General features: G+C 71.1%; 25 protein-coding genes and 1 tRNA gene. 16 read left to right on the top strand and 10 right to left on the bottom strand.

The features are described 5' to 3' along the window. Positions 1 to 5: 5 nt before the first annotated feature. The 5 genes from ACWCQM_RS16970 to ACWCQM_RS16950 all read right to left on the bottom strand — a co-directional run bounded on the left by ACWCQM_RS16970 (position 6) and on the right by ACWCQM_RS16950 (position 6,974). Positions 6 to 1,064 (bottom strand): 2-oxoacid:ferredoxin oxidoreductase subunit beta, encoded by a 1,059-nt coding sequence (locus ACWCQM_RS16970; RefSeq protein ID WP_450916036.1) that lies wholly within the window; start codon positions 1,062 to 1,064, stop codon positions 6 to 8. Next, positions 1,057 to 3,012: a 2-oxoacid:acceptor oxidoreductase subunit alpha gene (locus ACWCQM_RS16965; RefSeq protein ID WP_450916035.1), complete on the bottom strand. Its 1,956-nt coding sequence runs from the start codon at positions 3,010 to 3,012 to the stop codon at positions 1,057 to 1,059. Before ACWCQM_RS16965 ends, ACWCQM_RS16970 begins: the two co-directional genes overlap by 8 nt. A gap of 345 nt (positions 3,013 to 3,357) precedes the next feature. Beyond that, a complete protein-coding gene (locus ACWCQM_RS16960) occupies positions 3,358 to 4,017 on the bottom strand; it encodes a response regulator (RefSeq protein ID WP_450916087.1) in 660 nt (219 codons plus the stop codon). A 210-nt stretch (positions 4,018 to 4,227) separates the two neighbouring features. Beyond that, complete coding sequence (locus tag ACWCQM_RS16955) at positions 4,228 to 5,583, bottom strand: sensor histidine kinase (RefSeq protein WP_450916034.1); 1,356 nt, start codon at positions 5,581 to 5,583, stop codon at positions 4,228 to 4,230. 191 nt (positions 5,584 to 5,774) lie between these two features. Further along, on the bottom strand, positions 5,775 to 6,974 hold the full coding sequence (locus ACWCQM_RS16950) for a sensor histidine kinase (protein WP_450916033.1): 1,200 nt from the start codon (positions 6,972 to 6,974) through the stop codon (positions 5,775 to 5,777). 201 nt (positions 6,975 to 7,175) lie between these two features. Between ACWCQM_RS16950 and ACWCQM_RS16945 the strand changes: the two genes are divergently transcribed. From ACWCQM_RS16945 to ACWCQM_RS16880, 14 genes are all read left to right on the top strand, one after another. Further along, on the top strand, positions 7,176 to 7,577 hold the full coding sequence (locus tag ACWCQM_RS16945) for an NADH-quinone oxidoreductase subunit A (RefSeq protein ID WP_053930253.1): 402 nt from the start codon (positions 7,176 to 7,178) through the stop codon (positions 7,575 to 7,577). Continuing rightward, positions 7,568 to 8,203: an NADH-quinone oxidoreductase subunit B gene (locus ACWCQM_RS16940; RefSeq protein WP_450916032.1), complete on the top strand. Its 636-nt coding sequence runs from the start codon at positions 7,568 to 7,570 to the stop codon at positions 8,201 to 8,203. Before ACWCQM_RS16945 ends, ACWCQM_RS16940 begins: the two co-directional genes overlap by 10 nt. Continuing rightward, positions 8,200 to 9,555, top strand: coding sequence for an NADH-quinone oxidoreductase subunit C (locus ACWCQM_RS16935; RefSeq protein ID WP_450916031.1), 1,356 nt, complete (start codon positions 8,200 to 8,202; stop codon positions 9,553 to 9,555). Before ACWCQM_RS16940 ends, ACWCQM_RS16935 begins: the two co-directional genes overlap by 4 nt. Further along, entirely contained in the window at positions 9,552 to 10,520 is a 969-nt protein-coding gene (locus ACWCQM_RS16930) for a complex I subunit 1/NuoH family protein (RefSeq protein ID WP_450916030.1), read from the top strand. Before ACWCQM_RS16935 ends, ACWCQM_RS16930 begins: the two co-directional genes overlap by 4 nt. Further along, the gene (locus ACWCQM_RS16925; protein ID WP_450916029.1) at positions 10,520 to 11,167 is read left to right on the top strand and encodes a NuoI/complex I 23 kDa subunit family protein; all 648 of its coding nucleotides are present in this window, start codon (positions 10,520 to 10,522) and stop codon (positions 11,165 to 11,167) included. The genes ACWCQM_RS16930 and ACWCQM_RS16925 overlap by 1 nt, the downstream gene beginning before the upstream one ends. Then, complete coding sequence (locus tag ACWCQM_RS16920) at positions 11,164 to 11,904, top strand: NADH-quinone oxidoreductase subunit J family protein (protein ID WP_450916028.1); 741 nt, start codon at positions 11,164 to 11,166, stop codon at positions 11,902 to 11,904. Before ACWCQM_RS16925 ends, ACWCQM_RS16920 begins: the two co-directional genes overlap by 4 nt. Next, positions 11,904 to 12,323 carry an NADH-quinone oxidoreductase subunit NuoK gene (gene nuoK, locus ACWCQM_RS16915; protein ID WP_450916027.1) on the top strand — a complete coding sequence of 140 codons (420 nt, stop codon included), beginning with the start codon at positions 11,904 to 11,906 and terminating at the stop codon, positions 12,321 to 12,323. The genes ACWCQM_RS16920 and nuoK overlap by 1 nt, the downstream gene beginning before the upstream one ends. Further along, positions 12,320 to 14,320: an NADH-quinone oxidoreductase subunit 5 family protein gene (locus tag ACWCQM_RS16910; RefSeq protein WP_450916026.1), complete on the top strand. Its 2,001-nt coding sequence runs from the start codon at positions 12,320 to 12,322 to the stop codon at positions 14,318 to 14,320. The genes nuoK and ACWCQM_RS16910 overlap by 4 nt, the downstream gene beginning before the upstream one ends. Before the next feature lie 27 nt (positions 14,321 to 14,347). After that, positions 14,348 to 15,898 (top strand): complex I subunit 4 family protein, encoded by a 1,551-nt coding sequence (locus ACWCQM_RS16905; RefSeq protein WP_450916086.1) that lies wholly within the window; start codon positions 14,348 to 14,350, stop codon positions 15,896 to 15,898. After that, positions 15,895 to 17,427, top strand: a complete 1,533-nt coding sequence (locus tag ACWCQM_RS16900; RefSeq protein ID WP_450916025.1) for an NADH-quinone oxidoreductase subunit N — start codon at positions 15,895 to 15,897, stop codon at positions 17,425 to 17,427. The genes ACWCQM_RS16905 and ACWCQM_RS16900 overlap by 4 nt, the downstream gene beginning before the upstream one ends. Before the next feature lie 158 nt (positions 17,428 to 17,585). After that, positions 17,586 to 18,050: a large conductance mechanosensitive channel protein MscL gene (gene mscL / locus ACWCQM_RS16895; protein WP_450916024.1), complete on the top strand. Its 465-nt coding sequence runs from the start codon at positions 17,586 to 17,588 to the stop codon at positions 18,048 to 18,050. A 219-nt stretch (positions 18,051 to 18,269) separates the two neighbouring features. Then, positions 18,270 to 19,133, top strand: a complete 864-nt coding sequence (htpX, locus tag ACWCQM_RS16890; RefSeq protein WP_450916023.1) for a zinc metalloprotease HtpX — start codon at positions 18,270 to 18,272, stop codon at positions 19,131 to 19,133. Continuing rightward, entirely contained in the window at positions 19,130 to 19,522 is a 393-nt protein-coding gene (locus ACWCQM_RS16885) for a YccF domain-containing protein (RefSeq protein ID WP_450916022.1), read from the top strand. The genes htpX and ACWCQM_RS16885 overlap by 4 nt, the downstream gene beginning before the upstream one ends. 75 nt (positions 19,523 to 19,597) lie before the next feature. Next, on the top strand, positions 19,598 to 19,870 hold the full coding sequence (locus ACWCQM_RS16880) for a GlsB/YeaQ/YmgE family stress response membrane protein (RefSeq protein WP_267074168.1): 273 nt from the start codon (positions 19,598 to 19,600) through the stop codon (positions 19,868 to 19,870). Positions 19,871 to 19,980: 110 nt separating this feature from the next. On the opposite strand, the gene ACWCQM_RS16875 is transcribed toward ACWCQM_RS16880, so the two are convergent. Beyond that, a complete protein-coding gene (locus ACWCQM_RS16875; RefSeq protein WP_073744205.1) occupies positions 19,981 to 20,469 on the bottom strand; it encodes a YajQ family cyclic di-GMP-binding protein in 489 nt (162 codons plus the stop codon). Between the two features lie 164 nt (positions 20,470 to 20,633). Here ACWCQM_RS16875 and ACWCQM_RS16870 point away from each other — a divergent pair. Beyond that, a tRNA-Tyr gene (locus ACWCQM_RS16870) sits at positions 20,634 to 20,715 on the top strand. A 191-nt stretch (positions 20,716 to 20,906) separates the two neighbouring features. Beyond that, positions 20,907 to 21,125 carry a hypothetical protein gene (locus ACWCQM_RS16865; RefSeq protein WP_450916021.1) on the top strand — a complete coding sequence of 73 codons (219 nt, stop codon included), beginning with the start codon at positions 20,907 to 20,909 and terminating at the stop codon, positions 21,123 to 21,125. Positions 21,126 to 21,141: 16 nt separating this feature from the next. Here the strand turns inward: ACWCQM_RS16865 and ACWCQM_RS16860 are convergent, their stop codons facing one another. The 4 genes from ACWCQM_RS16860 to ACWCQM_RS16845 form a co-directional block, all read right to left on the bottom strand. Beyond that, positions 21,142 to 22,338 (bottom strand): MFS transporter, encoded by a 1,197-nt coding sequence (locus tag ACWCQM_RS16860; RefSeq protein ID WP_450916020.1) that lies wholly within the window; start codon positions 22,336 to 22,338, stop codon positions 21,142 to 21,144. Positions 22,339 to 22,622: 284 nt separating this feature from the next. Continuing rightward, on the bottom strand, positions 22,623 to 23,285 hold the full coding sequence (locus ACWCQM_RS16855) for a DedA family protein (protein ID WP_450916019.1): 663 nt from the start codon (positions 23,283 to 23,285) through the stop codon (positions 22,623 to 22,625). Positions 23,286 to 23,431: 146 nt separating this feature from the next. Then, a complete protein-coding gene (locus ACWCQM_RS16850; protein ID WP_267074142.1) occupies positions 23,432 to 24,088 on the bottom strand; it encodes an SDR family oxidoreductase in 657 nt (218 codons plus the stop codon). A 34-nt stretch (positions 24,089 to 24,122) separates the two neighbouring features. Beyond that, positions 24,123 to 25,343 (bottom strand): amidohydrolase family protein, encoded by a 1,221-nt coding sequence (locus ACWCQM_RS16845; protein ID WP_450916018.1) that lies wholly within the window; start codon positions 25,341 to 25,343, stop codon positions 24,123 to 24,125. Positions 25,344 to 25,575 lie beyond the last annotated feature (232 nt).

The following is a 25,575-nucleotide window of genomic DNA, read 5'->3' as shown; positions in this document are numbered from 1 at the left end:
GCGGGTCAGCCGACCACGGTCCAGGTGTCGTTCCCGGCCAGCAGCGCGCCCAGGTCGCCCTTGCCCTGCTGCTCGACCGCGGTGTCGAGCTGGTCGGACATGAGCACGTCGTAGACCGGGCGCTCCACACTGCGCAGGACGCCGATGGGCGTGTGGTGCAGGGTGTCGGCGTCGGCCAGCCGGGACAGCGCGAAGGCTGTCGTGGGGCTGGGGTTGTGCGCGTCGTGGACGAGGATCCGCGACTGGTTCTCCTCGGTGACCGCCACCACGCTCAGGTCACCCGTCAGGGGGTCGCGGACGACGCCCTTGGAGCCTTCCGCACCGAATCGGATCGGCTTGCCGTGTTCGAGGCGGATGACCGCCTCCTCGGCCCGCTCCTTGTCCTTGAGGACCTCGAACGCGCCGTCGTTGAAGATGTTGCAGTTCTGGTAGATCTCCACGAGCGCCGTGCCGGGGTGGTCGGCCGCCGCGCGCAGCACGCTCGTGAGGTGCTTGCGGTCGGAGTCCACGGTGCGGGCGACGAAGGTGGCCTCGGCGCCGAGGGCGAGCGAGACCGGGTTGAAGGGCGCGTCCAGGGAGCCCATCGGCGTCGACTTGGTGATCTTGCCGACCTCGGAGGTCGGGCTGTACTGGCCCTTGGTGAGGCCGTAGATCCGGTTGTTGAAGAGCAGGATCTTGAGGTTGACGTTGCGGCGCAGGGCGTGGATGAGGTGGTTGCCGCCGATGGAGAGGGCGTCGCCGTCGCCGGTGACGACCCAGACGGACAGGTCACGGCGGGAGGTGGCCAGGCCGGTCGCGATGGAGGGGGCCCGGCCGTGGATGGAGTGCATCCCGTACGTGTTCATGTAGTACGGGAAGCGGGACGAGCAGCCGATGCCGGAGACGAACGTGATGTTCTCCTTGGCCAGCCCCAGTTCGGGCATGAAGCCCTGCACGGCCGCGAGGACCGCGTAGTCACCGCAGCCCGGGCACCAGCGCACCTCCTGGTCGGACTTGAAGTCCTTCATGGACTGCGCGCCCTCGGCCTTGGGGACCAGCTGGAGGAGTTCGTTGGCGTCAGGCATCGATGGCCTCCTTGAGGGCGGTGGCGAGCTGCTCGGCCTTGAAGGGCATTCCGTTGACCTGGTTGTAACTCCGCGCGTCCACGAGGTACTTGGCCCTCAGCAGCAGGGCGAGCTGGCCGAGGTTCATCTCGGGGACGACGACCTTGTCGTAACGCCTCAGCACCTCGCCCAGATTCCCCGGGAACGGGTTGAGATGGCGCAGATGGGCCTGCGCGATCGTCTCGCCCGCCGCGCGGAGCCTGCGCACCGCCGCGGTGATCGGCCCGTACGTCGAGCCCCAGCCCAGGACCAGGGTCCTCGCCTCGGCCGGGTCGTCGACCTCCAGATCGGGCACCTCGATGCCGTCGATCTTCGCCTGGCGGGTGCGGACCATGAAGTCGTGGTTGGCCGGGTCGTAGGAGATGTTGCCCGTGCCGTCCTGCTTCTCGATCCCGCCGATGCGGTGTTCGAGGCCGGGAGTGCCGGGCACGGCCCAGGGACGCGCCAGGGTCTGGGGGTCCCGCTTGTAGGGCCAGAACACCTCCGTGCCGTCCGCGAGTTCGTGGTTCGGCCCGCTGGCGAACCGCGTCCGCAGATCGGGGAGGCTGTCCGTCTCGGGGATCCGCCACGGCTCGGAGCCGTTCGCCAGATAGCCGTCGGACAGCAGGAAGACCGGGGTCCGGTACGTCAGCGCGATCCGCGCGGCGTCCAGGGCCGCGTCGAAGCAGTCCGCCGGGGTCCTCGGCGCCACGATCGGGACCGGCGCCTCGCCGTTGCGCCCGTACATGGCCTGGAGCAGGTCCGCCTGCTCCGTCTTGGTCGGCAGACCGGTGGAGGGGCCGCCGCGCTGGATGTCGATGATCAGCAGCGGGAGCTCCAGCGACACCGCCAGACCGATCGTCTCCGACTTCAGCGCCACACCCGGCCCCGACGTCGTCGTCACCCCCAGGGACCCGCCGAAGGCGGCACCCAGCGCCGCCCCGATCCCGGCGATCTCGTCCTCCGCCTGGAAGGTCCGCACACCGAAATTCTTGTGCTTGCTGAGTTCATGCAGGATGTCGGAGGCCGGAGTGATCGGATACGAACCCAGGTACACCGGGAGTTCGGCCTGCCGGCCCGCCGCGATCAGGCCGTACGACAAAGCCAGGTTCCCCGAGATATTTCGGTAGGTGCCCGTGGGGAATGCCTGCGACGCCGGTGCGACCTCGTACGAGACCGCGAAATCCTCCGTGGTCTCACCGAAATTCCAGCCCGCCCTGAACGCCGCCACATTCGCCTCTGCGATGGTCGGCTTCTTCGCGAACTTCGACCGGAGGAACGCCTCCGTACCCTCGGTCGGACGGTTGTACATCCAGGACAACAGCCCGAGCGCGAACATGTTCTTCGACCGCTCGGCCTCCTTACGGGAAAGCCCGAACTCCTTCAGCGCCTCGATCGTCAACGTCGTCAAAGGCACGGGATGTACGTTGTACGCCCCGAGTGAATCGTCCTCGAGGGGCGACTCCGTATATCCGACCTTCGCCATCGGGCGCTTCGTGAACTCGTCCGTGTTCACGATGATGTCCGCCCCGCGCGGCACATCGGCGATATTCGCCTTCAGGGCGGCGGGATTCATCGCGACCAGCACATTCGGCGCGTCGCCGGGCGTCAGGATGTCGTGGTCCGCGAAATGCAGCTGGAACGACGACACACCCGGCAGCGTCCCCGCGGGCGCCCGGATCTCGGCCGGGAAGTTCGGCAGCGTCGACAGGTCGTTCCCGAACGACGCCGTCTCCGACGTGAACCGGTCACCCGTCAACTGCATGCCGTCACCCGAGTCACCCGCGAAACGAATGATCACCCGGTCCAGACGGCGGATTTCCTTCTCGGTGGCACCCGAACGCTCAATGTGCGGGGCGCGCTGCTCCCCGACGACAGCCTCGCTGGCCTCATCGGACTTACCGGCTGGGCTACTGACCTGGCTGGTCACTGAACTGGACCTCCCTAGGGGCGGCGGCTCGGGACCGGCCGGCCCGCCGGCGGTCCAGGCCCCACCCTACTTCTGTAAGGGTCGCCTTCCTTGGACCGGTCATATGGTGGACGCGTTTCCGAGGCACCCATGCTCTTTCGAGACATCGATCCCTCACGTTCGGCCATATTCCCGGGCCCCCGGTCACCGGAGGTGAACACCGCCGGAGATCAAACATCGGAGGTGAGCACCGCCGGAGATGAAACACCCCGACGACCGCGCCGATAATCCTTTCGTCGTAGGTCCGGTGTTCCGCTTGACCAGGGGGTTGATCGTTCAGATCATCGCCGATAGATCATCGGGTTGCTAGGACTTCAGGTAGGTCAGAACAGCGAGAACGCGCCGATGATCTCCGTCGCTGGGCGACAGGCCCAGTTTCAGGAAGATGTTGCTGACGTGCTTCTCCACGGCCCCGTCGCTCACCACCAGCTGCCGGGCGACGGCCGAATTCGTACGCCCTTCCGCCATCAGGCCGAGGACCTCGCGCTCGCGCGGTGTGAGCCCCGCCAGCACGTCCTGCTTGCGGCTCCGGCCCAGCAGCTGGGCCACCACCTCCGGGTCCAGCGCGGTCCCGCCCTGCGCCACCCGCACCACGGCGTCCACGAACTCCCTGACCTCGGCGACCCGGTCCTTGAGCAGATAGCCCACCCCGCGGCTGCTCCCGGCCAGCAGCTCGGTGGCGTACTCCTCCTCGACGTACTGGGAGAGCACCAGCACCCCGATGTGCGGGTAGTCCTTCCGCAGCCGCACCGCGGCCCGCACGCCCTCGTCGGTGTGGGTCGGCGGCATCCGCACATCGGCGACGACCACGTCCGGCAGCGCGTCCTGCGCGGCGAGGTCGTTCACCGTCTTGATCAGCGCCTCGGCGTCCCCCACTCCCGCGACGACGTCGTGCCCGAGATCTGTCAGCAGCCGGGTGAGCCCCTCCCGGAGCAGCACCGAATCCTCGGCGATGACGACCCGCACTCTTTCCTCCACGACGTTGTGTCCCCCACTGTCGGTTGTTCCCCGTGTACGCCGCTCTCCGCGCCGCACTGTCGGTCCAGCATTCCAGCATCGGCGCCCGGACGGGCCGTACACCCGTGGTCGCGCCGCCCACCGGGCACGCAGTGCTGCCCCGGCCGCCATGACGGCGGCCGGGGCACCACTGCGGTCGGGCCCGTACGGGACCCGTGATCAGCCCCGCCAGGGGAGCTCGGCGGTGACCGTGGTCGGGCCGCCGGCGGGGGAGTCGACGACGAGGACGCCGTCGACCGCGTCCAGCCGCTCCGTCAGACCGGCCAGCCCGCTGCCCGCCGACACATCGGCCCCGCCGCGCCCGTTGTCGGTGATCTGGAGCATCAGCCGGTCGCCCGCCCGCCACACGTCGACCGACGCGCGGGTGGCCCGGGCGTGCTTGCTGATGTTCTGGAGCAGTTCGGAGACCGTGAAGTAGGCGATGCCCTCGATCGCCTGCGCGGGCCGTGCGTCCAGGTCCACCACGACCTTCACGGGGACGGTGCAGCGTGAGGCGATGGCGGAGAGCGCGGCGTCCAGGCCGCGGTCGGTGAGGACGGCGGGGTGGATGCCCCGGGCGAGGTCGCGGAGTTCCTGGAGGGCGACCTTGACCTCGCCGTGGGCCTCGTCGACCATCCGGGCCGCGGCCTCCGGGTCCTCGTTCATCTTCTCCTTCGCCAGACCCAGGTCCATGGCGAGGGCGACGAGCCGGGCCTGCGCGCCGTCGTGGAGGTCACGCTCGATGCGGCGCAGGTCGGCGGCGGCGGTGTCCACGACCACACCCCGGTCCGACTCCAGCTCCGAGACCCGGCTGGCCAGCCGGGAGGGGCCGAGCAGCCCCCGCACCATCGCCCGGTCCACGGACACCAGGCCGCGCACGACCCACGGGGTGACCAGCACGAGCGCCAGGCCCAGCAGGCTGGTGACCGCGATCTCGAAGGGCGTGTCCAGGTAGATCGCGTGCGTCCTGTCGCCGTACAACTGGATGCCGTCGACACCCACGAACACCGGGAAGACCCAGCGCCACAGCGGATACGTGAACATCGCCCAGCCGTACGCCCAGAGGATCACCGCGACGTTGAACGCGAACACCGCCCACGGCATGTGCAGCACCGCGTACAGCAGATGCCGCCAGGACACCCCGCTCTTCAGCACCGCGCCGACCCAGGACATCATGCCGCCCTTGCCGCGCACCGGTGCGGGCTCGGCGACGTCCAGCTTCAGCAGCGCGCGCGCCCGGCCCCGCTCCATCGCCCCGAACGCGCGGCACATGGCCAGGCCGGCGGCGAGGACAGGAACGCCGAGAAAGGTGATCAGCATGCCCAGGCCCAGCGACACCATGGTGACCGCGAAGCTGAACAGCACCACGCTGATCGGCAGGCTCAGGACCACATAGCCCAGCTCGCGCCAGATACGCGCCTCGAAGGGCGCGCGGAGAGCCGCCGGGAAGAAGTGCTTCGCCGGGGGCCGGCTCCCCGACCCGGTGCCGGGCCGCCTGTAATGGTCCCGGGTGTCCGGTCCGTATGCCGTGGCCATGAGTGGCGTCCGTCCGTTTCTTCTGGCGGGGATGGCCCCCGCGGGCCGATACAACGGCTGATATCTCAAGACTGCTGTGCCGGGGGACCACACACCATGAGGAGGGTCTCCGTATCCGGCAGGGGGTTTTCCCCACCCTGACGGTGTGGGGGCGTGGGGGCCCGAGGGCGTGCCGTCGGGTCCCTGTCGGGTCACGCGCGTTCGACCCGTTTCGCCGGTACGCCGGCGCGGTCGCGCCACGGCAGTTCCGCGGTGACCGTCGTGGGGCCGCCCTCCGGGGAGTCCAGTACGAACAGCCCGTCGACCGCCCCGAGCCGCTCCGCGAGCCCCGACATGCCCGTACCCCCCTCGAGGCTTGCACCGCCGACGCCGTCGTCCCGGACCTGGAGCATCAGCCGGTCGCCGGACCGCCAGACGTCGACCGCCGCGGAGGCGGCGCGGCTGTGCTTGCTGACGTTCTGGAGCAGTTCGGAGACCGTGAAGTACGCGATGCCCTCGATGGCCTCGGCCGGCCGGCCCGTCAGCTGCACCGACACGGTCACGGGGACGGTGCAGCGTGAGGCGATGGCGGAGAGCGCGGCGTCCAGGCCACGGTCGGTGAGGACGGCGGGGTGGATACCCCGGGCGAGGTCGCGGAGTTCCTGGAGGGCGACCTTGACCTCGCCGTGTGCCTCGTCGACCATGCGGGCTGCGGCCTCCGGGTCGTCGGAGAGCTTCTCCTTCGCCAGGCCGAGGCCCATGGCGAGGGCGACGAGGCGGGCCTGCGCGCCGTCGTGGAGGTCACGCTCGATGCGGCGCAGGTCGGCGGCGGCGGTGTCGACGACCACGCCCCGGTCCGACTCCAGCTCGGCGATCCTGCGCTCCAGCTCGTCGGAGGGCGAGAGCAGCCCCCGCACCATCGCCCGGTCCGCGTTCGTCAGACCGCGTGCGATGAACGGAAGCACCGGCCAGAGCACGAACAGGCCCACCAGCGTCACCACGAACGTCGCGATCCCCCACGGCAGCCGCATGAACGAGAACAGCAACGCCCGCCAGCCCACCGGGTCCCTCAGCCCCGACCAGAGCCAGGTGAAGAAGCCCCCGCCGCGCAGACCGCGAGGCATCGGACTCGGCTCCTCGACCCGCAGGCCGAGCATGCCGCGCGCCCTGCCGCGCTCGGCCCGGCCGAGCCACCGCGCGCCCGTCAGCCCGAGCGCGAGCAGCGGCAGACCGATCACGGTGACCGAGAGCCCGGCACCCACACCGACCAGGAACACGGCATAGACGAAGCCCGCGACCGCCATCGGCAGATTGGCCAGGAGATAGGCGATCTCCTTCCACGTGTACCGGTCGAAGGCGAAGCGCGCGGGCGGCGGCCGGTCGTTGTCCGGCAGGGAGGGGCTCATGGTCATACGACCAGCGTGCCGGGCGGGGCGCCCCCACGCCATGGGGTCCGTGGGTGAGGCGGAGTAGGGATAACCCCACCTCGCGCGCCACCGCTCGCGTCACGCTCGCATCACCTGTTGTGCCACGGGCTGCTTACCGTCCCTTTAACAGGGCCTAGACTCCCGTGCGTACAGACCGTCGAACAGGTTAGGGAGCGAGGGGCGGACGTGGCGGACGTGCCGGGACCGACCGTTCTCGCGTCGGACTACTTCCAGAGCTATTCAGTGGTCGGACTGCTCGCCCTGGTCGGCGTGCTGTTCGTCGCCGTCGCCTTCGGGGCCGGCCGGCTGCTGAGGCCCGTGGTCCCGACGCCGGAGAAACTCCTCACGTACGAATGCGGAGTGGACCCCGTGGGGGAGGGCTGGGCCCACACCCAGGTTCGCTATTACGTGTACGCGTTCCTGTACGTGATCTTCGCAGTCGACTCGATCTTCCTGTTCCCGTGGGCGACGGTCTTCGCGGCCCCCGGATACGGTGCGACGACGCTGGTGGAGATGTTCATCTTCCTCGGTTTCCTGGCCGTGGGACTGCTCTACGCATGGAAGAAGGGCGTCCTCGAATGGGCGTGACCAGCCGGCCGAACCCCGAACCCCCCGTGTCGCTGCCCGATCCGACGCTGCTGCCCGAGCCGAAGAAGCTCGGCGTGCTGTCCCGGCTCGCGCCCGAACCGATGAAGGTGGTCCTCAACTGGGGCCGCCGCTACAGCCTGTGGGTCTTCAACTTCGGACTCGCCTGCTGCGCCATCGAATTCATCGCCGCGTCCATGGCCCGCCACGACTTCATCCGGCTCGGCGTCATTCCCTTCGCCCCGGGCCCCCGGCAGGCCGACCTGATGGTCGTCTCCGGCACGGTGACGGACAAGATGGCCCCGGCGGTCAAGCGGCTGTACGAGCAGATGCCCGAGCCGAAGTACGTCATCTCCTTCGGAGCCTGCTCCAACTGCGGCGGACCGTACTGGGATTCGTACTCCGTGACGAAGGGCGTCGACCAGATCATCCCCGTCGACGTCTATGTGCCCGGCTGCCCGCCCCGGCCCGAGGCGCTCCTCCAGGGCATCCTCAAGCTCCAGGAGAAGATCGCCCGCGAATCGCTCGCCGAGCGGTACGGCACGCAGGACACCGCCCGCCCCTCGACCGCCGCGCTGCGCAGCGGGCTCGTCGCCGCCCCGAAGGCACCGGGGGAGGAGCGGGAGTGACCGCCGCCGACACCGCTGCCGCTGCCTACGACCGGCTGCCCGACGCCGTCACCGACGTCTTCGGCGCTGACGCCACCGCCACGCACGCCTACGACCTGCTGACCGTGGACGTCCCCGCCGCCTCCTGGATCACCGCCCTCGAAACGGCGCGCGACGCACTGGGCTGCACCTACTTCGACTGGCTGAGCGCCGTCGACGAGCCCGGCACCGGCTTCCGGGTCTGCGCCCATGTCGCGGCGCTCGGGGAGGGCAGGGTCCGGCGGCTGCTGGTCCGTACGACCGTTCCGCACGAGGCCCCCGTCCTGCCCAGCGCCATCGGCGTCTACGCGGGCGCGGCGTGGCACGAGCGCGAGACGCACGAGATGTTCGGTGTCGGCTTCGACGGCCACCCCCATCTGGTCCCGCTGCTGCTGCCCGAGGCCTTCGAAGGGCATCCGCTGCGCAAGGACTTCGTCCTGGCGGCGCGGGTCGCCAAGGCGTGGCCGGGCGCCAAGGAGCCGGGCGAGTCCGAACACGGCGGGCCCAAGCGGCGCACGATGCTGCCGCCGGGCGTGCCCGACCCCAACGAGTGGGGCCCGCTCAAGGGCCAGCTCCCGCCCGCTCCCGCCCGCCCGGCCCGGGGCGCGCGAGCTGCGGGCGCGGCGGGCGACCGTCCGGCGCGCCGGGCCCGCAGCGTGAGCGAGGGCTCGGCCGCACAGCGGTCCGCGGCGGCTCCGGACGCCGCACCGGATGCGTCCGGCGTGGCTCCGGGTGCTCGGGGCACGGCTCCAGCTCCGGCTCCGGACGCTTCCGCGGGAGGGGCGGAGGCCCCTCGCGCGGCGCGACCGCGCCGTACCCGCAGCGCCTCCCAGGGCTCGGCGAGCCAGACCCCGGGCCCGACGACGGCGCCCGAGGCCGGGGCGGCGAGCGACGCGGGCGCGGAAGCACCCCGAGCGAAGGGCGCGGCGGGCAGCGCGGACGCCCCCTGGCACGACGCCCGCCCCGCTTTCGACACGAAGCCGGAGTCGGCCGCACCTGAGCAGGCTGCGCCTGAGCGGGAGCCGGCCGCCCCGGAGTCGGCCGCTGCGCCGGAACAGGCCGCACCTGAGCAGGCTGCGCCTGAGCCGGAGCGGACCGCCCCGGAGTCGGCCGCTGCGCCGCAACAGGCCGCGCCCGCCCCCCGGACGGACAGCACGGACGACTCCGGCAGCTCCAACGGCTCGGACGGGCCAGACAGCTCCGGCGGCTCCGACAGCGCGGCTCGTACGGACGACACGGACCGCGCACACACCACGGACCGCACCGACAGCGCGGACGATCCCGACCGCCGCCCCGACCATCCCGACCGCCCCGCCGGAGGCGATACCGCGTGAACGACGTACTCGACGTCGCCCTCCGCCTCGTCATCGTCTTTGCCGTGTTCATGGTCGTCCCGCTCGTCGTGGGACAGGCCGAGCACAAGGTGATGGCCCACATGCAGGGCCGGCTCGGCCCGATGTACGCGGGCGGGTTCCACGGCTGGGCCCAGCTCGTCGCGGACGGGGTGAAGTTCGCGCAGAAGGAAGACGTCGTACCGGCCGACGCGGACCGGCGCATCTTCCAACTGGCCCCCGCCGTGGCGCTGCTCCCGTACCTCCTCGTGATCGTCGCCATCCCGATCGGCCCCGGCGAGGGAGCGGTCGGCCAGGTTGTCGACGCGGGCATCTTCTTCGTCCTCGCGATCATGGGCGTCGGCGTGCTCGGCTCGCTCATGGCGGGCTGGGCCTCGGCCAACAAGTTCTCCCTCCTCGGCGGCCTCCGTACCGCCGCACAGCTGCTCGCGTACGAACTGCCGATGCTGCTCGCCGCCGCCTCTGTGGCGATGGCGGCAGGCACCGTCTCGCTCCCCGGCATCCTCAACGCCTTCGAGTGGTGGTGGCTGCCCTGGCAGATCGTCGGCGCCCTGGTCTTCTTCGTGGCCGGACTCGCCGAACTCCAGCGCCCGCCCTTCGACATGCCGGTCGCGGACTCGGAGATCATCTTCGGCGCGTACACCGAGTACACCGGTCTCCGCTTCGCCCTGTTCCTCCTCGCCGAGTACGCCGGAATCGTCGTCCTGTGCGGTCTGACGACCGTCCTCTTCCTCGGCGGATGGCACGGGCCGCTCGGTGCCGACGGGCTCGGCTGGGTCTGGACCCTGCTCAAGACCGCCGTCCTCGCGTTCGTCGTCATCTGGCTGCGGGTCACCTACCCCCGTCTGCGTGAGGACCAGCTGCAGAAGCTCGCCTGGACCACGCTCATCCCCCTCGCTCTCGCGCAGATCGCGCTCACCGGCATCGTGAAGGTGGCGATCAACTAGTGCCTCCGATCCCCGGCTCAGGCCTGGCCAAGGGCCTCGCCGTGACCCTGCGGACCATGACGAAGCGCACGGTCACCGCGCAGTACCCGGACGTGCAGCCCGAACTTCCGCCCCGTACCCGGGGGGTCATCGGGCTGTTCGAGGAGAACTGCACGGTCTGCATGCTCTGCGCCCGTGAATGCCCCGACTGGTGCATCTACATCGACTCCCACAAGGAGACGGTGCCCGCCGCCGCACCCGGCGGCCGCGAGCGCAGCCGCAATGTCCTCGACCGCTTCGCGATCGACTTCGCCCTCTGCATGTACTGCGGTATCTGCATCGAGGTCTGTCCTTTCGACGCGCTGTTCTGGTCGCCCGAGTTCGAGTACGCGGAGACGGACATCCACGAGCTCACCCACGAGCGCGACAAGCTCCGCGAGTGGATGTGGACCGTCCCCGAACCACCGGCGCTGGACCCGGGGGCCGAGGAGCCCAAGGAGATCGCCGCCGCACGCAAGACGGCCGACAAGCTCCAGGCCCAGGCGGCACAGCAGGCCCTGGAAGCCCAGCAGACCCAGCAGGCCCAGGAGTCGCAGCAGTCACAGCAGGCTCAGGCGGAGCAGGACAACCGGCCGGGCAGGCCGGCAGAACAGGAGGGGCAGGAGTGACCCTCGCGGCCATCGCCGGTCAGCCCGGCTTCCTCTCCCCGACCGGCGTCGAGATCGCCTTCGTCCTCGTCGGCCTCGCCACCCTCGGCGCGGCCGTCGTCACCGTCACCACCAAGCAGCTCGTGCACGCCGCCCTCTGGCTCGTCGTCGCACTCGGCGGCATCGCGGTGGAGTACCTCCTGCTCACGGCCGAGTTCATCGCGTGGGTGCAGGTCCTGATCTACGTCGGTTCCGTCGTCGTCCTCCTCCTCTTCGGGCTGATGCTCACCAGGGCCCCCATCGGCCGCTCCCCGGACGCCGACTCCGGCAACCGGTGGGTCGCGCTCGGCGCCTCCGTCGCCGCCGCCGGGGCTCTCGTCTGGGTCGTCGTGGACGCCTTCCGCACGACCTGGATCAATCTGGACGGCCCGGCCCAGGGCTCCACCAAGGCCTCCGGGGAGTTTCTCTTCCGGCACTGGGTCCTGCCCTTCGAGGCGCTCTCCGTCCTGCTGCTCGCCGCCCTCGTCGGCGCGATCGTCCTCTCCCGCAAGGACGGCAAGGACGCCAAGGGCGGCAAGGGCGGCAAGGACCAGCCGGACCGCAAGGGCCCGCTCGGCAGCAGGAGCCCGCTCGGCAGCAAGACCCCGCAGGGCACCAAGACCCCGCAGGACGGCAAGGACCAGCAGGGCGGCAGGGCCCCGCAGCACCGCCCGGGCAGCACGGAACGACCCGCCGCGAACCGGGAGGACAAGAGCTGATGCACCTCGCCTATCCCGCCGTCCTCGCCGTCCTCCTCTTCTGCACCGGGCTGTACGGCGTACTCGCCCGCCGCAACACGATCCTCGTCCTGATGTCCGTCGAGCTCATGCTCAACGCCGTCAACCTCAACCTGGTCGCCTTCGACGTCTGGCTCCGCGACGCCGTCCACTCCGGCCAGGCCCTCACGCTCTTCACGATCGCCATCGCCGCCGCCGAGATCGGCATCGGCCTCGCGATCGTCCTGGCCGTCTACCGCAAGCGCGGCAGCTCGGACATCGACCGCCTCCGCGACACCGCGGAGACCGACGACGCCGAGACACTCCCCGACGACGCCGAGGCCGACGCCGGCCGGGACACCACCGCTGACCAGGCCACTGCTCCGGCAGGGAAGGCAAAGAAGGCAGAGGCCACCGCGTGACCACCACGACCCTCGCCGTCCTCGTCCCCCTCCTCCCCTTCCTGGGCGCGGTCGCCGGACTCCTCCTCGGCCGCACCGCCCCCGGCTTCGTCCGCCCCCTCGCGGTGCTCCCGACCCTCGCCGCCGCCGTCATCGCCGTCGTCGTCGCCGCGCGTCAGGGCGGCGGCCGGGCCATCGACGCCGCGACCGAGCTCACCCCCACCGGCTCGGTCCCGATCGATCTGGCCCTGCACCTGGACGGCTTCGCCGTCCTCGTCGCCGTACTCGTCGGGCTCGTCGCCACCTGTGTGCAGATCTACTCGACGGCCTACCTCAGGAACGACGCCCGCTACCCGTCGTACGCCGCCCTCGTCTCCCTCTTCACCTCCGCGATGCTGCTCGTCGTCTACTCCGGCGACCTGATGGTGCTCCTGGTCGGCTGGGAGATCATGGGCATCTGCTCGTACTTCCTCGTCGGGCACTACTGGGAGACCCCCGAGGCCCGCGCCGCCTCGCTCAAGGCCTTCCTCGTCACCAAGCTCGGCGACGTGCCGTTCCTCATCGGCCTGTTCGCCCTGGCAGCGGACACCGGCACCTTCCGCATCACCGGCATCCTGGCCGCCGTCGACAACGGCGGACTCGACCACCCCACTCTCATCGCCCTGCTGCTCCTCGCCGGTGTCGCAGGCAAGTCCGCGCAGTTCCCCCTGCACACCTGGCTGCCCGACGCGATGGCAGGCCCCACCCCCGTCTCGGCGCTCATTCACGCCGCGACGATGGTCGCCGCCGGCATCTACTTCGTGGCCCGGCTCCTCCCCGTCTTCGCCGCCTCCGGCGCGGCCCTCGTCGTGCTCGCCGTCATGGCGGCCGTCACGATGATCGGCTCCGGTCTCGCCGCACTCGCCCAGGACGACATCAAGCGCGTCCTCGCCTACTCGACGATCGGCCAGCTCGGCTACATGTCCGGTGCCCTGGCCGTCGGCGACCGCGGGGCCGCCGTCTTCCACCTCCTGTCGCACGGTGCCTTCAAAGCCGTCCTCTTCCTGGCGGCAGGCGTCGTCATCCACGCGGCGGGAACCAACTCACTGGCCGCCATGTCCCGCATGGGCGGCCTGAGCAAGCGCATCCCCGACGCCTACTGGACGATGACCGTCGCCCTCCTCGCGCTCGCCGCCATCCCCCCGTTCGCCGGCTTCTTCTCCAAGGAAGCCGTCCTCGTGGCCGCCGAGCACACCGCCTTCGGTGACCGCGACGTCGCCCCCGCCGCCGCGGGCTGGACGATCCTGGTCGCGGGGCTCCTCGCCGCCGTCCTCACCGCCGCCTATGCCACCCGGCTCTGGCTCCTCGCCTTCCGGGGACGCGGCGCCGAGGTCCCCGGCCACGGCAGGCAGCCCGTCGCGATGACCTCGGTCCTCTGGGTCCTCGCCGTCCCCACCATCGCCTTCGGTCTCGCCGCCGGCGTCCTCACCGACTGGTTCGACGGACACAGCCTCACGCCCTCCCTCACGACCGCCGTCCTCTCCACCGGCGTGGGACTCGCCGGCGGACTCGTCACCTACGGGGCCTGGCGCCACACCACCGCGCTCGCCGACCGCCCCCCGGTCGGCGCGGTGGCCGCCCACCCCGACGCCGAACCCGCCCTCGTGGAGGTCGAGGCGATGGCCTCGCACACGGCGGCCTACGGCACCATCGCGGACGCCCCGGACCCCTCGGACCCCGGCCGGCTGCTGCTCGGCCCGCTCCACCGCCACGCCGTCACCGGATTCCACCTCGACGCCCTGTACACGGCGCTGTTCGTCCGCCCCGTCGGGGCCGCCGCCCGGCTCGTCCGCTTCCTGGACCGTGAGGTCGTCGACACCTACGTGCGCGGCTCGGGCAGCATCGCCCGCGGACTCGGCACCGCGGTCCGCCGCGCCCAGACCGGCAACGTGCAGACCTACCTCGGGGCGCTGCTGGCCGGAACCCTTGTCCTGGCGATCGCCGCCGTCGTCTTTGCCAACGTCTACGCCGGGGCGTGAGCCGTGTTCGATATCAGCGCATCCGTGATGCAGTTCCTTCTGGCGTTCATCGTCGTCGCCCCGCTCCTCGGCGCGGTCGCCGCGCTCCTGCCCGCCCCGCCCGGGCTCAAGGGCCGGAACCCGGACCAGGCCGTGCTCCGCCACGGCGTGACCGTCACCGGCGCCGTGCTCCTCGCGGCGCTGGTCCTGGCCGCCGGCTTCGACCACGACCACCCGTCGAAGATGCAGGCCACGACGGACATCAGCTGGATCCCGGCACTGGACGTCCGGATCCACCTCGGCACCGACGGCATCTCGCTCCCCCTTCTCGTGCTGACCGCGCTGCTGACCTTCCTCTGCGCGCTCTACAGCTACTTCAAGCTCCCCGCGGGCCCCTCCCCGAAGGCCTTCGTCGCTCTCGTCCTCGTCCTGGAGTCCGGCACCCTCGCGACCTTCGCCGTCCTCGACCTGCTGCTGTTCTTCCTGGCCTTCGAGATGGTCCTCATCCCGATGTACTTCCTCATCGCCCGCTGGGGCGGCGACAGGAAGCAGCCCGCGGCCTGGAAGTTCATCCTCTACACGCTGCTCGGTTCAGTGATCATGCTGCTCGGCCTGCTCCTCATCGGACTGGAGAGCGGCACATTCGACATGGTGGCACTCGCCACTGACAACGGCCGGGAACTGACCGCGTCCGTGCAGGTCATCGCCGTACTCGCGGTCGGGATCGGCCTCGCGGTGAAGACCCCGATGTGGCCGCTGCACAGCTGGCTGCCCGACGCCCACACCGCGGCCCCGACCGTGGGCTCGGTCCTCCTCGCCGGCGTACTGCTGAAAATGGGTACGTACGGATTCGTCCGCATCCTGCTCCCCGTCACCCCGGACGGGATGGAGACCTTCGCGCCGTACCTCGCCGCGTTCGCCGTCGTCGGGATCATCTACGGGTCCCTCGCCTGCCTCGCCCTCGCCCGGCCCGGCGCCAAGGGCGACCTCAAGCGCCTGATCGCCTACTCCTCCGTGGGCCACATGGGCTTCGTCCTCCTCGGCATCGCCACCATGACCCCCACCGGCGTGAACGGCGCGCTCTTCGCCAACATCGCCCACGGCCTCATCACCGGCCTGCTCTTCTTCCTCGTCGGCGCCGTCAAGGACCGCTACGGCACCGCCGACCTCGACACCCTGTCCGGCGCCACGGGCGCCGCCCTCTACGGCCGCGCGCCCCGGCTCGGCGGACTCCTCGCCTTCGCCGCCGTCGCCTCGCTGGGGCTGCCGGGCCTCGCCGGATTCTGGGGCGAGATGCTCACCCTGTTCGGCGCGTTCGACCCCGCCGAGGGGCTCAGCCGCCCCGCCTTCCTCACCTTCATGTCCATCGGCGCCTTCGGAACCCTGCTGACGGCCGCGTACATGCTGATCGTCGTACGCCGCGTCTGCATGGGCGAGCCCCGTGAACAGCCGCACCAGGTCGCCGACATCCAGCGCTACGAATTCGCCGCCTGGACCCCGCTCGCCGCCCTGACCGTCCTCGCCGGACTCTGGCCCGCCGTCCTCCTCGGCCTCACCGACCCGGCCGTGCAGAAGCTCCTCGCAGGAGGCAAGTCGTGACCGTGGCAGCCGACAGCGCAACCGGGGCGGCAAGCCTCGTCCAGTCCGTCGACTGGCTCGCGATCGCACCCCCCGTCGTCGCCGCTTCCACGGCGCTCCTCGTCCTCGTCGCCGACCTCTTCACCAGCGAGAGGCGCAAGCCCCTCCTCGGCTACGGAGCCGTCGCCGGGCTCGTCGCCGCACTCGCCCTGCTCATCCCGCTCCGCGACGGTGACCGCTCCACCTTCTGCCTCACCGGCGGCACCCATGCCTGCGGCTACACCGCCGACCACTTCGCCCTCGTCATCCAGGCCCTCGTGCTCGGCGGAGCCCTGCTGACCGCGCTGCTCTCGATCGGCGACACCCGCAAGCTCCCCGCGGGCGAGTTCTGGTTCCTGCTGCTGTCCTCCGCCGCGGGCGCGGCGCTCCTGCCCGCCTCCAGGGACCTCGCGACCCTCGTCGTCGCCCTGGAGGTCGCCTCGCTCCCCGCGTTCGCTCTGGTGGGCATCAAACGCGGCGACCGGCGCTCCTCCGAAGCGGCCCTGAAGTTCTTCCTCTCCTCCGTCGTCGCCACCGCCGTCATGCTCATGGGCGTCAGCTTCGTCTACGCGGCCACCGGCACCATGCACCTCACGGAGATCGCCGCACGCCTCGACGACGTACCCGGACAGTTCACCACCCTCGCCGAGGCGGGCGTCGTCCTCACCCTCGTCGGCTTCGCCTTCAAGACGGCCGCCGCACCCTTCCACTTCTGGGTCCCCGACACCTACGTCGGAGCCCCGCTGCCCATCGCCGCCTACCTCTCGGTCGTCGGCAAGGCGGTCGGCTTCTCCGGCCTCGTCCTCGTCACGGTGGTCGGCTTCCCGTCCTACGGCGACCTCTGGGGCCCCGCCCTGGCCGTCCTCGCCGCGCTCACCATGACCACGGGCAACGTCGCCGCGCTCCGGCAGACCGCCACCCGCGCCCGCAGCGCCGTACGCCTCCTCGCCTGGTCGTCCGTCGGCCAGGCCGGCTACCTCCTCGTGCCGATCGCCGCCGCGTACACCGACGACGCGCAGATCGGCTCCACCGTCGCCTACGCGCTGATGTACGCCGTGGTGAACCTCGGGGCCTTCGCGGTGGCCGCCCTCGTCGCCCGCAGCCACCCCGGCAACCGGCTCAGCGACTACCGCGGCCTGTACGCCACCCGGCCCCTGGCCGCGCTCGCCCTGGGCTTCTTCCTGCTCTGCCTGGCCGGTCTGCCGCCCGGCATCATCGGGCTCTTCGCCAAGGTCACGGTCTTCTCGTCGGCCGTCGACGCCGGGCTCGGCTGGCTCGCCGTCGTCATGGCCGTCAACGTCGTGATCGCGCTGTACTACTACCTTCAGTGGACCGCCGCGCTCTTCCGGGCCCCGGGGACGGCCCCCGCGTCCGACGCGGCGCCCGCGGCCCGCGGACACCGGGTCCCCACCCCGCTCACCTTGGCGATCGTCCTCACCGCCGTAGCCGGAATCACACTCTCCGGGGCGCCCCAGCTCATCCTCCGCTTCGCGGCCGTGAGTCTCTTCTGACCCACTCCGTCCGGCTTGCCCCTGGAGCGGTCCACAGGGCATGGTCTTGCGTGCACGCGTCACACGGACAGAGCACACAACGGGGCGGTCCCGCCAGGACGACCCGCCCGGCGCGCCGCAGGACGAGCACACAAGAAGAGCACAGAGGAGCCAGAGCGGTGCTGAACGGGTTCAAGGACTTCATCCTTCGCGGGAACGTCATCTCCATGGCCATCGGCCTCGCGGTGGGAGCTGCCTTCACCGCCGTCGTCACCGGCTTCAGCAACGCGTTCATCGTGCCGCTGATCGGCCTCTTCACCCGGGGCACGGGCGACTTCAGCAAGGCCTCCTACACCGTCGACGGCGTGAAGTTCCCCTACGGCCTGTTCATCAGCGCCGCCATCGCCTTCCTCATCACCGCCGCGGTCCTCTACTTCCTGGTCGTCCTCCCCATGGCGAAGGTCCAGAACCGCTTCACCGCCAAGGAGGAGGAGAAGCAGGCCGACATCAAGGCCGCACTCCGCGACTGCCCGCGCTGCTTCACCGAGATCCCCGTGATCGCCACCCGGTGCGCCCACTGCACCAGCGAGGTCGAGCCCGACGCGGAGGCCCGCGCGCTCGCGGGGCTCCCCGCCCAGCGCTGACCCACCGCCGCGGCCCGGTACGGCCCGGCGCGGACAGACCCACCCGTACGGCCCAGGGGCGGATCCACCAGGATCCGCCCCTGCCGCCTGTGTCCCCGGCCTCCTCGCACAAGGGAACTAGCTCCCCTCGCCTCGCGTTGACCAGAACAGGAGGCTCCACTGGGGAGTGGAGCACCACAGAGCAAGGGTTCCCCTGCTGCACCACTTGGAGGGCGTACCGTGCACCGCCGGCACAACGGGCTGAAAACCGCTGTACTCCTCGGGGGCCTCTCGGCCCTCATCATCGTCATCGGCAGCTTCTTCGGACGCACCGGCCTGATCGTGGCCCTCTTCGTCGCGCTCGCCACCAACGCCTACGCGTACTGGAACAGCGACAAGCTCGCCCTGCGTGCCATGAGGGCCCGCCCGGTCAGTGAGTTCGAGGCACCGCAGCTCTACCGCATCGTGCGCGAGCTCTCGACCGCGGCCCGCCAGCCCATGCCCCGGCTCTACATCTCCCCGACCCAGGCGCCCAACGCCTTCGCCACCGGCCGCAACCCGCGCAACGCCGCGGTGTGCTGCACCGAAGGCATCCTCCAGATCCTGGACGAGCGAGAGCTTCGCGGTGTCCTCGGCCATGAGCTGAGCCACGTCTACAACCGCGACATCCTCATCTCGTCCGTCGCGGGCGCCCTGGCCTCCGTCGTCATGTTCCTGGTCAACTTCGCCTGGCTCATCCCCGTGGGACGGTCGGACGACGACGACGGCCCAGGACTCCTCGGGATGCTCCTGGTCATGATCCTCGGCCCGCTCGCCGCCTCGGTGATCCAGCTGGCCGTCAGCCGCTCCCGGGAGTACGAGGCCGATGCCTCCGGAGCCCAGCTCACAGGCGACCCGCTCGCCCTGGCCGGCGCCCTGCGCAAGCTCGACGCCGGCACCAAACAGCTTCCGCTGCCGCCCGAACCCCGGCTGGAGACCGCGAGTCACATGATGATCGCGAACCCTTTCCGGCCCGGCCAGGGCATGTCCAAGATGTTCTCCACCCACCCCCCGATGGCTGAACGCATCGCCCGTCTCGAGCAGATGGCAGGGTATCGACCGTGAAGACAATCCTGAACGTCATATGGCTGGTCCTGTGCGGATTCTGGATGTTCCTCGGCTACATGGCCGCAGGGCTCCTGCTCTGCATCACGATCATCGGCATCCCCTTCGGCCTCGCCGCGTTCCGCATCGGCGTGTACGCGCTCTGGCCCTTCGGCTACACCGTGGTGGACCGTCCCGGCGCCGGAGGCGGCTCCCTCATCGGCAACGTCCTCTGGGTCATCCTGGCGGGCTGGTGGCTCGCGCTCGGCCACATCACCACCGGCATCGCCCTGTGCATCACGATCATCGGCATCCCGCTGGGCATCGCGAACTTCAAGCTCATCCCGGTCTCGCTGATGCCCTTCGGCAAGGAGATCGTCCGCACCGACCAGCCCTTCGCCGCCCGCTAGACCGGCTCCCGGCAACCGTTCCCGTCCCGCAGGCGTCTTGGCTTGCAAGAACAACTGACGGGTAGGTTCGCCAACATGAGCATCATCAGCTGGATCATCCTCGGACTGCTCGCCGGCGCCATAGCCAAGCTGCTTCTGCCCGGCCGTGACCCCGGCGGCATCGTCGGCACCACCCTCATCGGGATCGTGGGTGCCTTCCTCGGCGGCTGGCTGTCGTCGCGCTTCCTCGATCGCCCCATCAGCACCGACTTCTACGACACGGCCACCTGGGTCGCGGCCATCGCCGGGTCCCTGGTCCTGCTCATCGCCTACCGGCTGCTCTTCGGCAACTCCCGCGACCGCCGCTGACCCGCACCGCACCGCCCTTCCGGATACGACCGCGGTACGGCTGCGGGGCGGACCATGCCGACCGGCACGCCCCGCCCCGCCGCGACCCGCTGCACACGGCAGCGAACCGCCTACCGGTAGTTGGCGAACTGCACCGCGAAGTCGAGGTCCTTGCCCTTGATCAGCGCCTGCACCGCCTGAAGGTCGTCCCGGCTCTTGGAGCTGACACGCAGCTCGTCGCCCTGGACCTGCGCCTTTACGCCCTTCGGGCCCTCATCACGGATGATCTTCGCCACCTTCTTGGCGTTCTCCTGGGAGATGCCCTCCTCGATCGTGGCGAAGATCTTGTACTCCTTGCCGGAGAGCTGCGGCTCGCCCGCGTCCAGCGACTTCAGGGAGATCCCGCGCTTGATCAGCTTGGACTGGAAGATGTCGAGGATCGCCTTGACCCGCTCCTCGCCGTTCGCCTCCATCAGGATCTTCTCGCCGGACCAGGAGATCGACGCGCCCGTGCCCTTGAAGTCGTAGCGCTGGGAGATCTCCTTGGCGGCCTGGTTGAGGGCGTTGTCGACCTCCTGCCGCTCGACCTTCGAGACGATGTCGAAACTGGAGTCGGCCATGACGTGTGGCTCCTTGCGTCGTATGCGTTGGGTACGGCACAAAGCCTAGCCACCCCCGCCCGCCCCCGGTGCTGATCAATCAGGTGGCGGAGCACCCCTGGGCATCAGGTATCGTTTACGTCGTCGCCAAGGAGCCCCGAACAGGGATCCGACGCGTCGTTCCAGGCGGTGTGCCCGAGTGGCCAAAGGGAGCAGACTGTAAATCTGCCGGCTCAGCCTACCCAGGTTCGAACCCTGGCGCCGCCACAGGACGGGAAACCCCGTCCGACCTGATTGAACACCAGGTCGGACGGGGTTTTTTCGTGTGTGCACGAGGGGGCCCGGAAGCCCTCGGAAACGCGACCTCGGAAGTGCGACTTCGCTGTGCGTGCGGGCTGCTCGGCCCCGTGCCAGCCTGGTCGTAACGCTGGTTCCCATCAGGCAGGTCGAGGAGCGCCATGAACAGGGACAACCCGTCGCCGGACGAGCCGAAGCGAAGCCGCGAGGGCGCGGATCGGGGCCGGGGCGAGAAGGAGCGTCGCGGCGGGCGTGAGGGGGAGCCGAAGCCGGCGAAGCCTTCAGGGCTCACCGTCCGGACCACAGGACTCGTGCTCGACACCGGTGACGGCCGTGACGAGGAAGAGATCGACGGCATTCCCACGGAGCGTGAGGTCTGAGCGCTGTCCGAGCCGCCTACGTTCGGGCCCCGGCCGGGCGTCGCAGCAGATACGCGCCGGCGCAGGCCACCAGGACCGCCATGCAGGCGATGAAGACCAGCCCCGCGTCCCGGAGGCCGATGTGGACCGAGAGGACGCCGACGCCGATCACCGGCAGCGAGATGCCCGCGTACGCCACCACGAACAGCGTGGAGATCACCGCAGCCCGCCGGTCACCGGGTGAGGCCGCGGCCACCTGGGCCAGGGCGGCCCGGAAGGCGAGGCCCTGGCCTGCGCCGCCCAGGAGCGCGCTCAGTACGACCAGGGGAAGCAGCTGCCACCACAGGGCGGAGGCCAGCAGGGCGAGTCCGCCGAGGAGGCCCGCGCAGCCCAGGGGGAGGGACCGGCTCTCGCCGATCCTGCCGACCGCCGACTGTCCGGCGATCGAGGCGAAGAAGGCCAGCGCGACGATCAGCCCGCCCACGGCGTGGTTGTCCACGTCCAGGAACTGGGCGAGGAACGCCGGACTGACCGAGGTGAACACCCCGAACAGCGCGAATCCCACGAACGAGGCGAGCGCCGCAGGCTGGAACACCGCGCGCACCTCGGGCGGCAGCCCGGGTCGCTGCGGGCGGACGGTGCCGAGGGGGCGTCGTTCGCGCACGGTCTCCCTCAGAGCCAGCAGGACGACAGCCGACACTGCCAGCAGCGCCAGGTGCACGAGGAACGGCAGGTACAGCGGCCAGGGGGCGTACTGCGCGAGGACTCCGGCGAGCAGCGGCCCGCAGCCCAGGCCGCCCATGTTGGCGGCCGTCGCCACGAACGAGGCTCTGGGGGAGCCCTTGCCGGGCGCCAGCTCCATGACGTACGCCGTGGCCGCCCCGGTGAACAGCCCGGCGGACAGGCCCGACAGCAGCCGTCCCGTGTAGAGCCAGCCCAGGGCCGCCGCGCACAGGAAGCAGACGGCGCTGGCTGCCGCGCAGACCAGGCCCCAGAGCAGCACCGGGCGTCTGCCCACCGCGTCGGAGGCGTTGCCCGCCAGCAGGAGCACCCCGATGACACCGAAGGCGTACACGGCGTACACGACGGTCACCGTCAGCTCGGAGAAGCCGAGCTTGTCCTGGTAGAGGCTGTAGAGGGGGGTCGGCAGGGTGGTCCCGGCCATGCACACGGCGAAGACCGCCCCGCCCGCGTAGCAGGGGAGCCAACCTCGGCGATCAAGGCCACCGTCCATGCGGCCGACGCTATCCCGCGGTCGCTCCGACGGATGGCAACGCCTCGCGGCGCCGGGTGTCGCCGACGGCTCGTGGTGCAACGGCCCGCTGCCGGCGGCTGGTGCGCACCGCCCCGTCGTTGACGAGTCCTGGCGTACGGGTCCGTCGCCGACGGTTCGTTGCGCACCGCCCCGTCGCCGGCGCGTCGTGGTGCAACGGCCCGTGGTTCACGTCCGTGGCGGGACCGCCAGGTGTTATCCCCGAGCCGCGAACCACGTGCATGCGCCACGGGCACCCCAGGCCGTCAACTGCGCCGGTTCCCAGTGCGGTTCGAGCCGCGCATCCGCACGAACACGTACGTCGCCACCGCCACGACCGCCAGCCCCAGCACCACCTTGGAGGCGAGCCCGACATAGGTCCCCACCGATTCCCACCGGTCTCCCAGCCAGTAACCGGCCATCACCAGCACCGAGTTCCAGATCAGGCTGCCGAGTGCCGTCAGCGTGAGGAAGACGTGCAGGGGCATGCGCTCCACGCCGGCGGGGACGGAGATGAGGCTGCGGAAGACCGGCACCATGCGGCCGAAGAAGACCGCCTTCGTGCCGTGCCTCGCGAACCACTCCTCCGTGCGCACCAGGTCGGAGGCCTTCACCAGCGGCAGCTTCGCCCAGGCGGCGTGCATGCGTGCACGGCCCACGCCCGCGCCGATCCAGTACAGGGCCACGGCTCCCACCACCGAGCCCAGCGTGGTCCAGAACAGCGCCGAGGCCAGGCTGAGGACGCCCTGCCCCGCGGCGAAGCCGGTCAGCGGAAGGATCACCTCGCTCGGCAGCGGCGGGAAGAGGTTCTCCAGGGCGATGGCCAGACCGGCTCCCGGCCCTCCCATGGCATCGACGAGCCCGGCGGCCCAGCCCGCGATACCGCCCGCGGGCTCCTCGGGAAGAGCAGCCGAGTGCGTGAGGTGCATATGAAGTCTCCAAGCCGGCGGGCAGTCACCCGGGGCGTGTACCCCGAACACGCTCCACGGTAGGAAACCGCAGATCAAGGGCGCGTATGGAGACGGCCGTCCGGGCCGGTGCCGAGGACCTCGGAGGGCGCCGGCCCGATGGCCCCTCAGTTGCCCGCGATGTCCTTCACCGCGACCGCCACCGGCTTGCTCCCGCTGATCAGTTCGAGCGTGAGACCCGCCGTCGCCGGGGTGTCCAGCAGCTCCAGCAGCACCGCCGCCACGTCGTCGCGGGGGATCGGACCACGGCCCGTCGACGCAGCCAGCAGGACCTGGCCCGTGCCCGCGTCGTTCGTGAGCATCCCGGGACGCAGGACCGTCCAGTCCAGGCCGCTGCGCGCGCGTACGTAGGCGTCCGCCTCCCCCTTGGCGCGCTGGTAGACGTCGAAGACCTCGTCGCCGGGGTGCTCGGGGTCGGCCCCCATGGAGGACACCACGACATAGCGGCGCACCCCGGCCCGCTCCGCCGCGTCCGCGAAGAGCACCGCCGCTCCGCGGTCCACCGTGTCCTTCCGCGCCGAGCCGCTGTTCGGCCCGGCACCGGCTGCGAAGACCGCCGCGTCCGCTCCGCGCAGCAGCTCCGCCACGTCCTCCACGGACGCCGATTCGAGGTCCAGGACGGCGGGTTCGGCCCCTGCGGCCCGGAGGTCCTCGCTCTGCTGCGGATTGCGGATGACGCCCACCGCTTCGTCACCGCGCGCGGCGAGCAGCCGCTCCAGCCGCAGCGCGATCTGACCATGTCCACCTGCAATGACAATGCGCATGCTTCCGACCGTACGCCGGACGCCGCGCTCGTGCTCAAGGCCCGCCGCCGGGGCCGGAATCGGTGCGCCCCTGGCGGGGGAGGCCCAGGGCCTCGGCGGCCCCGGAGTCGCAGTACTCGCGTACGGCGCTGGTCCGCGCGACGACCCGGCCCCGGTGCACCACGATCCTGCTGTACGCCAGTGAGAGCGCCCCGGCCAGCTGGTCCCCGCGCACGGCGAGCAGTTCGGCGGGGAAGCCGGCCTCGATCCGCACCTCCGGCAGGCCCAGAGCAGCCCTGGCGGCCTCGGAGACGGCCTCGTAGGCGTCGTGCGGGGTGAGGCCCTGCTGTGAGGCCAGCAGATAGGCGGCCTCCAGCGGGTCGCCCCGGCCGACCGGGCTGAAGGCGTCGCGCAGCGCGCCGCTGCCCGCCGCCACCCGCACCCCGGCGGCGCGCAGCAGCCGTACCGGCGGGGTCCCCCGCAGGCGCGCCCCCGAGCAGCCGCCCTGGGGCAGGCAGACCACGGTGACAGCGGCGGCGGCGAGCCGGTCGGCGGTACGGGCCGCCTCGTCCTCCGGAAGCCGCGAGAGGCCCGCACAGGGGCCGAAGCAGACGCCGGGCCGGAGACCGCCGGCCATGGCGGCGAGCCGGGCCAGCCGCGCGGGATCGTCGCCGTCCGTGTGCAGATCGACGGGCCGCCCGTGGGCGGCGGCGACGTCCAGCACGGCTTCGGTGTGCCCGGCAGGGTCGGGATCGAGGTCGGGGCAGCCCCCGACGACGTCCGCGCCCATCCCCACGGCGTCCCGGAGCGCGGCGAGACCGTCGGCGCCCGCGGTGCCGGTCAGCAGCCGGGGCACGGCGACGACCCTCAGGTCGGCGAGACCCCGCAGGGCCGCGCGCGCGTCCAGCACGGCTTCGAGGGAGCCGAGGCCGTGCACGCCGCCGACGCGCACATGGGCCCGCAGAGCCGTGGCGCCGTGGCTGAGCTGGAGCAGGGCGGCCTCGGTGGCGCGGCGCCTGACGTCGTCGGGGTGCTGGGACTCCGGGCCCCCGGCTGCCCCGGTGAGCGCCGTGTCGGCATGGGCGTGGGCCTCGGCGGGGGCGGGCAGCAGCAGCCAGCCGCGCAGGTCCAGACGGTTCCCCCGGGTGGCGAGGCTGCCCGCCGTGCCGACCGCCTCGATCCGGGGGCCGCCGATCCGTACGTCGACCGTGCGCCCGTCCGCGAGCCTGGCCCCGTGGAGCAGGAGCGTGGCCTCGTCGCCGGGACTGTCGGACATCGTGCCGCTCCTGGAAGGGGTTCAAGATCGCGCAAGGAGCGCCGAGCCTAGGCGGGCGTCCGGCACGCCCCCGGGAGGGCCGCATTAGTCGTACGAACGCGGCCCTCCCGGGGGGCCGGGGAGCGGGGGTCCGCAGAGTGAGGGGAGGCAGCCCGCGGGGGCGGCGTACGGGCTGATCAAGGGCCTGATCAGGGGGGCGTCCGCATGGGTGGCCGGGGGCCGGGCGGGGGCC

It is taken from the genome of Streptomyces sp. NPDC002125 (assembly GCF_053593715.1).
This window is presented reverse-complemented; position numbering and strand designations above follow the sequence as displayed.

Excerpts from the sequence above, each read along its gene's own strand:
- ACWCQM_RS16970 (WP_450916036.1), bottom strand. The coding sequence starts at position 1,064 with ATGCCTGACGCCAACGAACTCCTCCAGCTGGTCCCCAAGGCCGAGGGC.
- ACWCQM_RS16955 (WP_450916034.1), bottom strand. The coding sequence starts at position 5,583 with ATGGCCACGGCATACGGACCGGACACCCGGGACCATTACAGGCGGCCC.
- ACWCQM_RS16950 (WP_450916033.1), bottom strand. The coding sequence starts at position 6,974 with ATGACCATGAGCCCCTCCCTGCCGGACAACGACCGGCCGCCGCCCGCG.
- ACWCQM_RS16940 (WP_450916032.1), top strand. The coding sequence starts at position 7,568 with ATGGGCGTGACCAGCCGGCCGAACCCCGAACCCCCCGTGTCGCTGCCC.
- nuoK (WP_450916027.1), top strand. The coding sequence starts at position 11,904 with ATGCACCTCGCCTATCCCGCCGTCCTCGCCGTCCTCCTCTTCTGCACC.
- ACWCQM_RS16905 (WP_450916086.1), top strand. The coding sequence starts at position 14,348 with ATGCAGTTCCTTCTGGCGTTCATCGTCGTCGCCCCGCTCCTCGGCGCG.
- ACWCQM_RS16880 (WP_267074168.1), top strand. The coding sequence starts at position 19,598 with ATGAGCATCATCAGCTGGATCATCCTCGGACTGCTCGCCGGCGCCATA.
- ACWCQM_RS16875 (WP_073744205.1), bottom strand. The coding sequence starts at position 20,469 with ATGGCCGACTCCAGTTTCGACATCGTCTCGAAGGTCGAGCGGCAGGAG.
- ACWCQM_RS16865 (WP_450916021.1), top strand. The coding sequence starts at position 20,907 with ATGAACAGGGACAACCCGTCGCCGGACGAGCCGAAGCGAAGCCGCGAG.
- ACWCQM_RS16860 (WP_450916020.1), bottom strand. The coding sequence starts at position 22,338 with ATGGACGGTGGCCTTGATCGCCGAGGTTGGCTCCCCTGCTACGCGGGC.
- ACWCQM_RS16855 (WP_450916019.1), bottom strand. The coding sequence starts at position 23,285 with ATGCACCTCACGCACTCGGCTGCTCTTCCCGAGGAGCCCGCGGGCGGT.
- ACWCQM_RS16850 (WP_267074142.1), bottom strand. The coding sequence starts at position 24,088 with ATGCGCATTGTCATTGCAGGTGGACATGGTCAGATCGCGCTGCGGCTG.
- ACWCQM_RS16845 (WP_450916018.1), bottom strand. The coding sequence starts at position 25,343 with ATGTCCGACAGTCCCGGCGACGAGGCCACGCTCCTGCTCCACGGGGCC.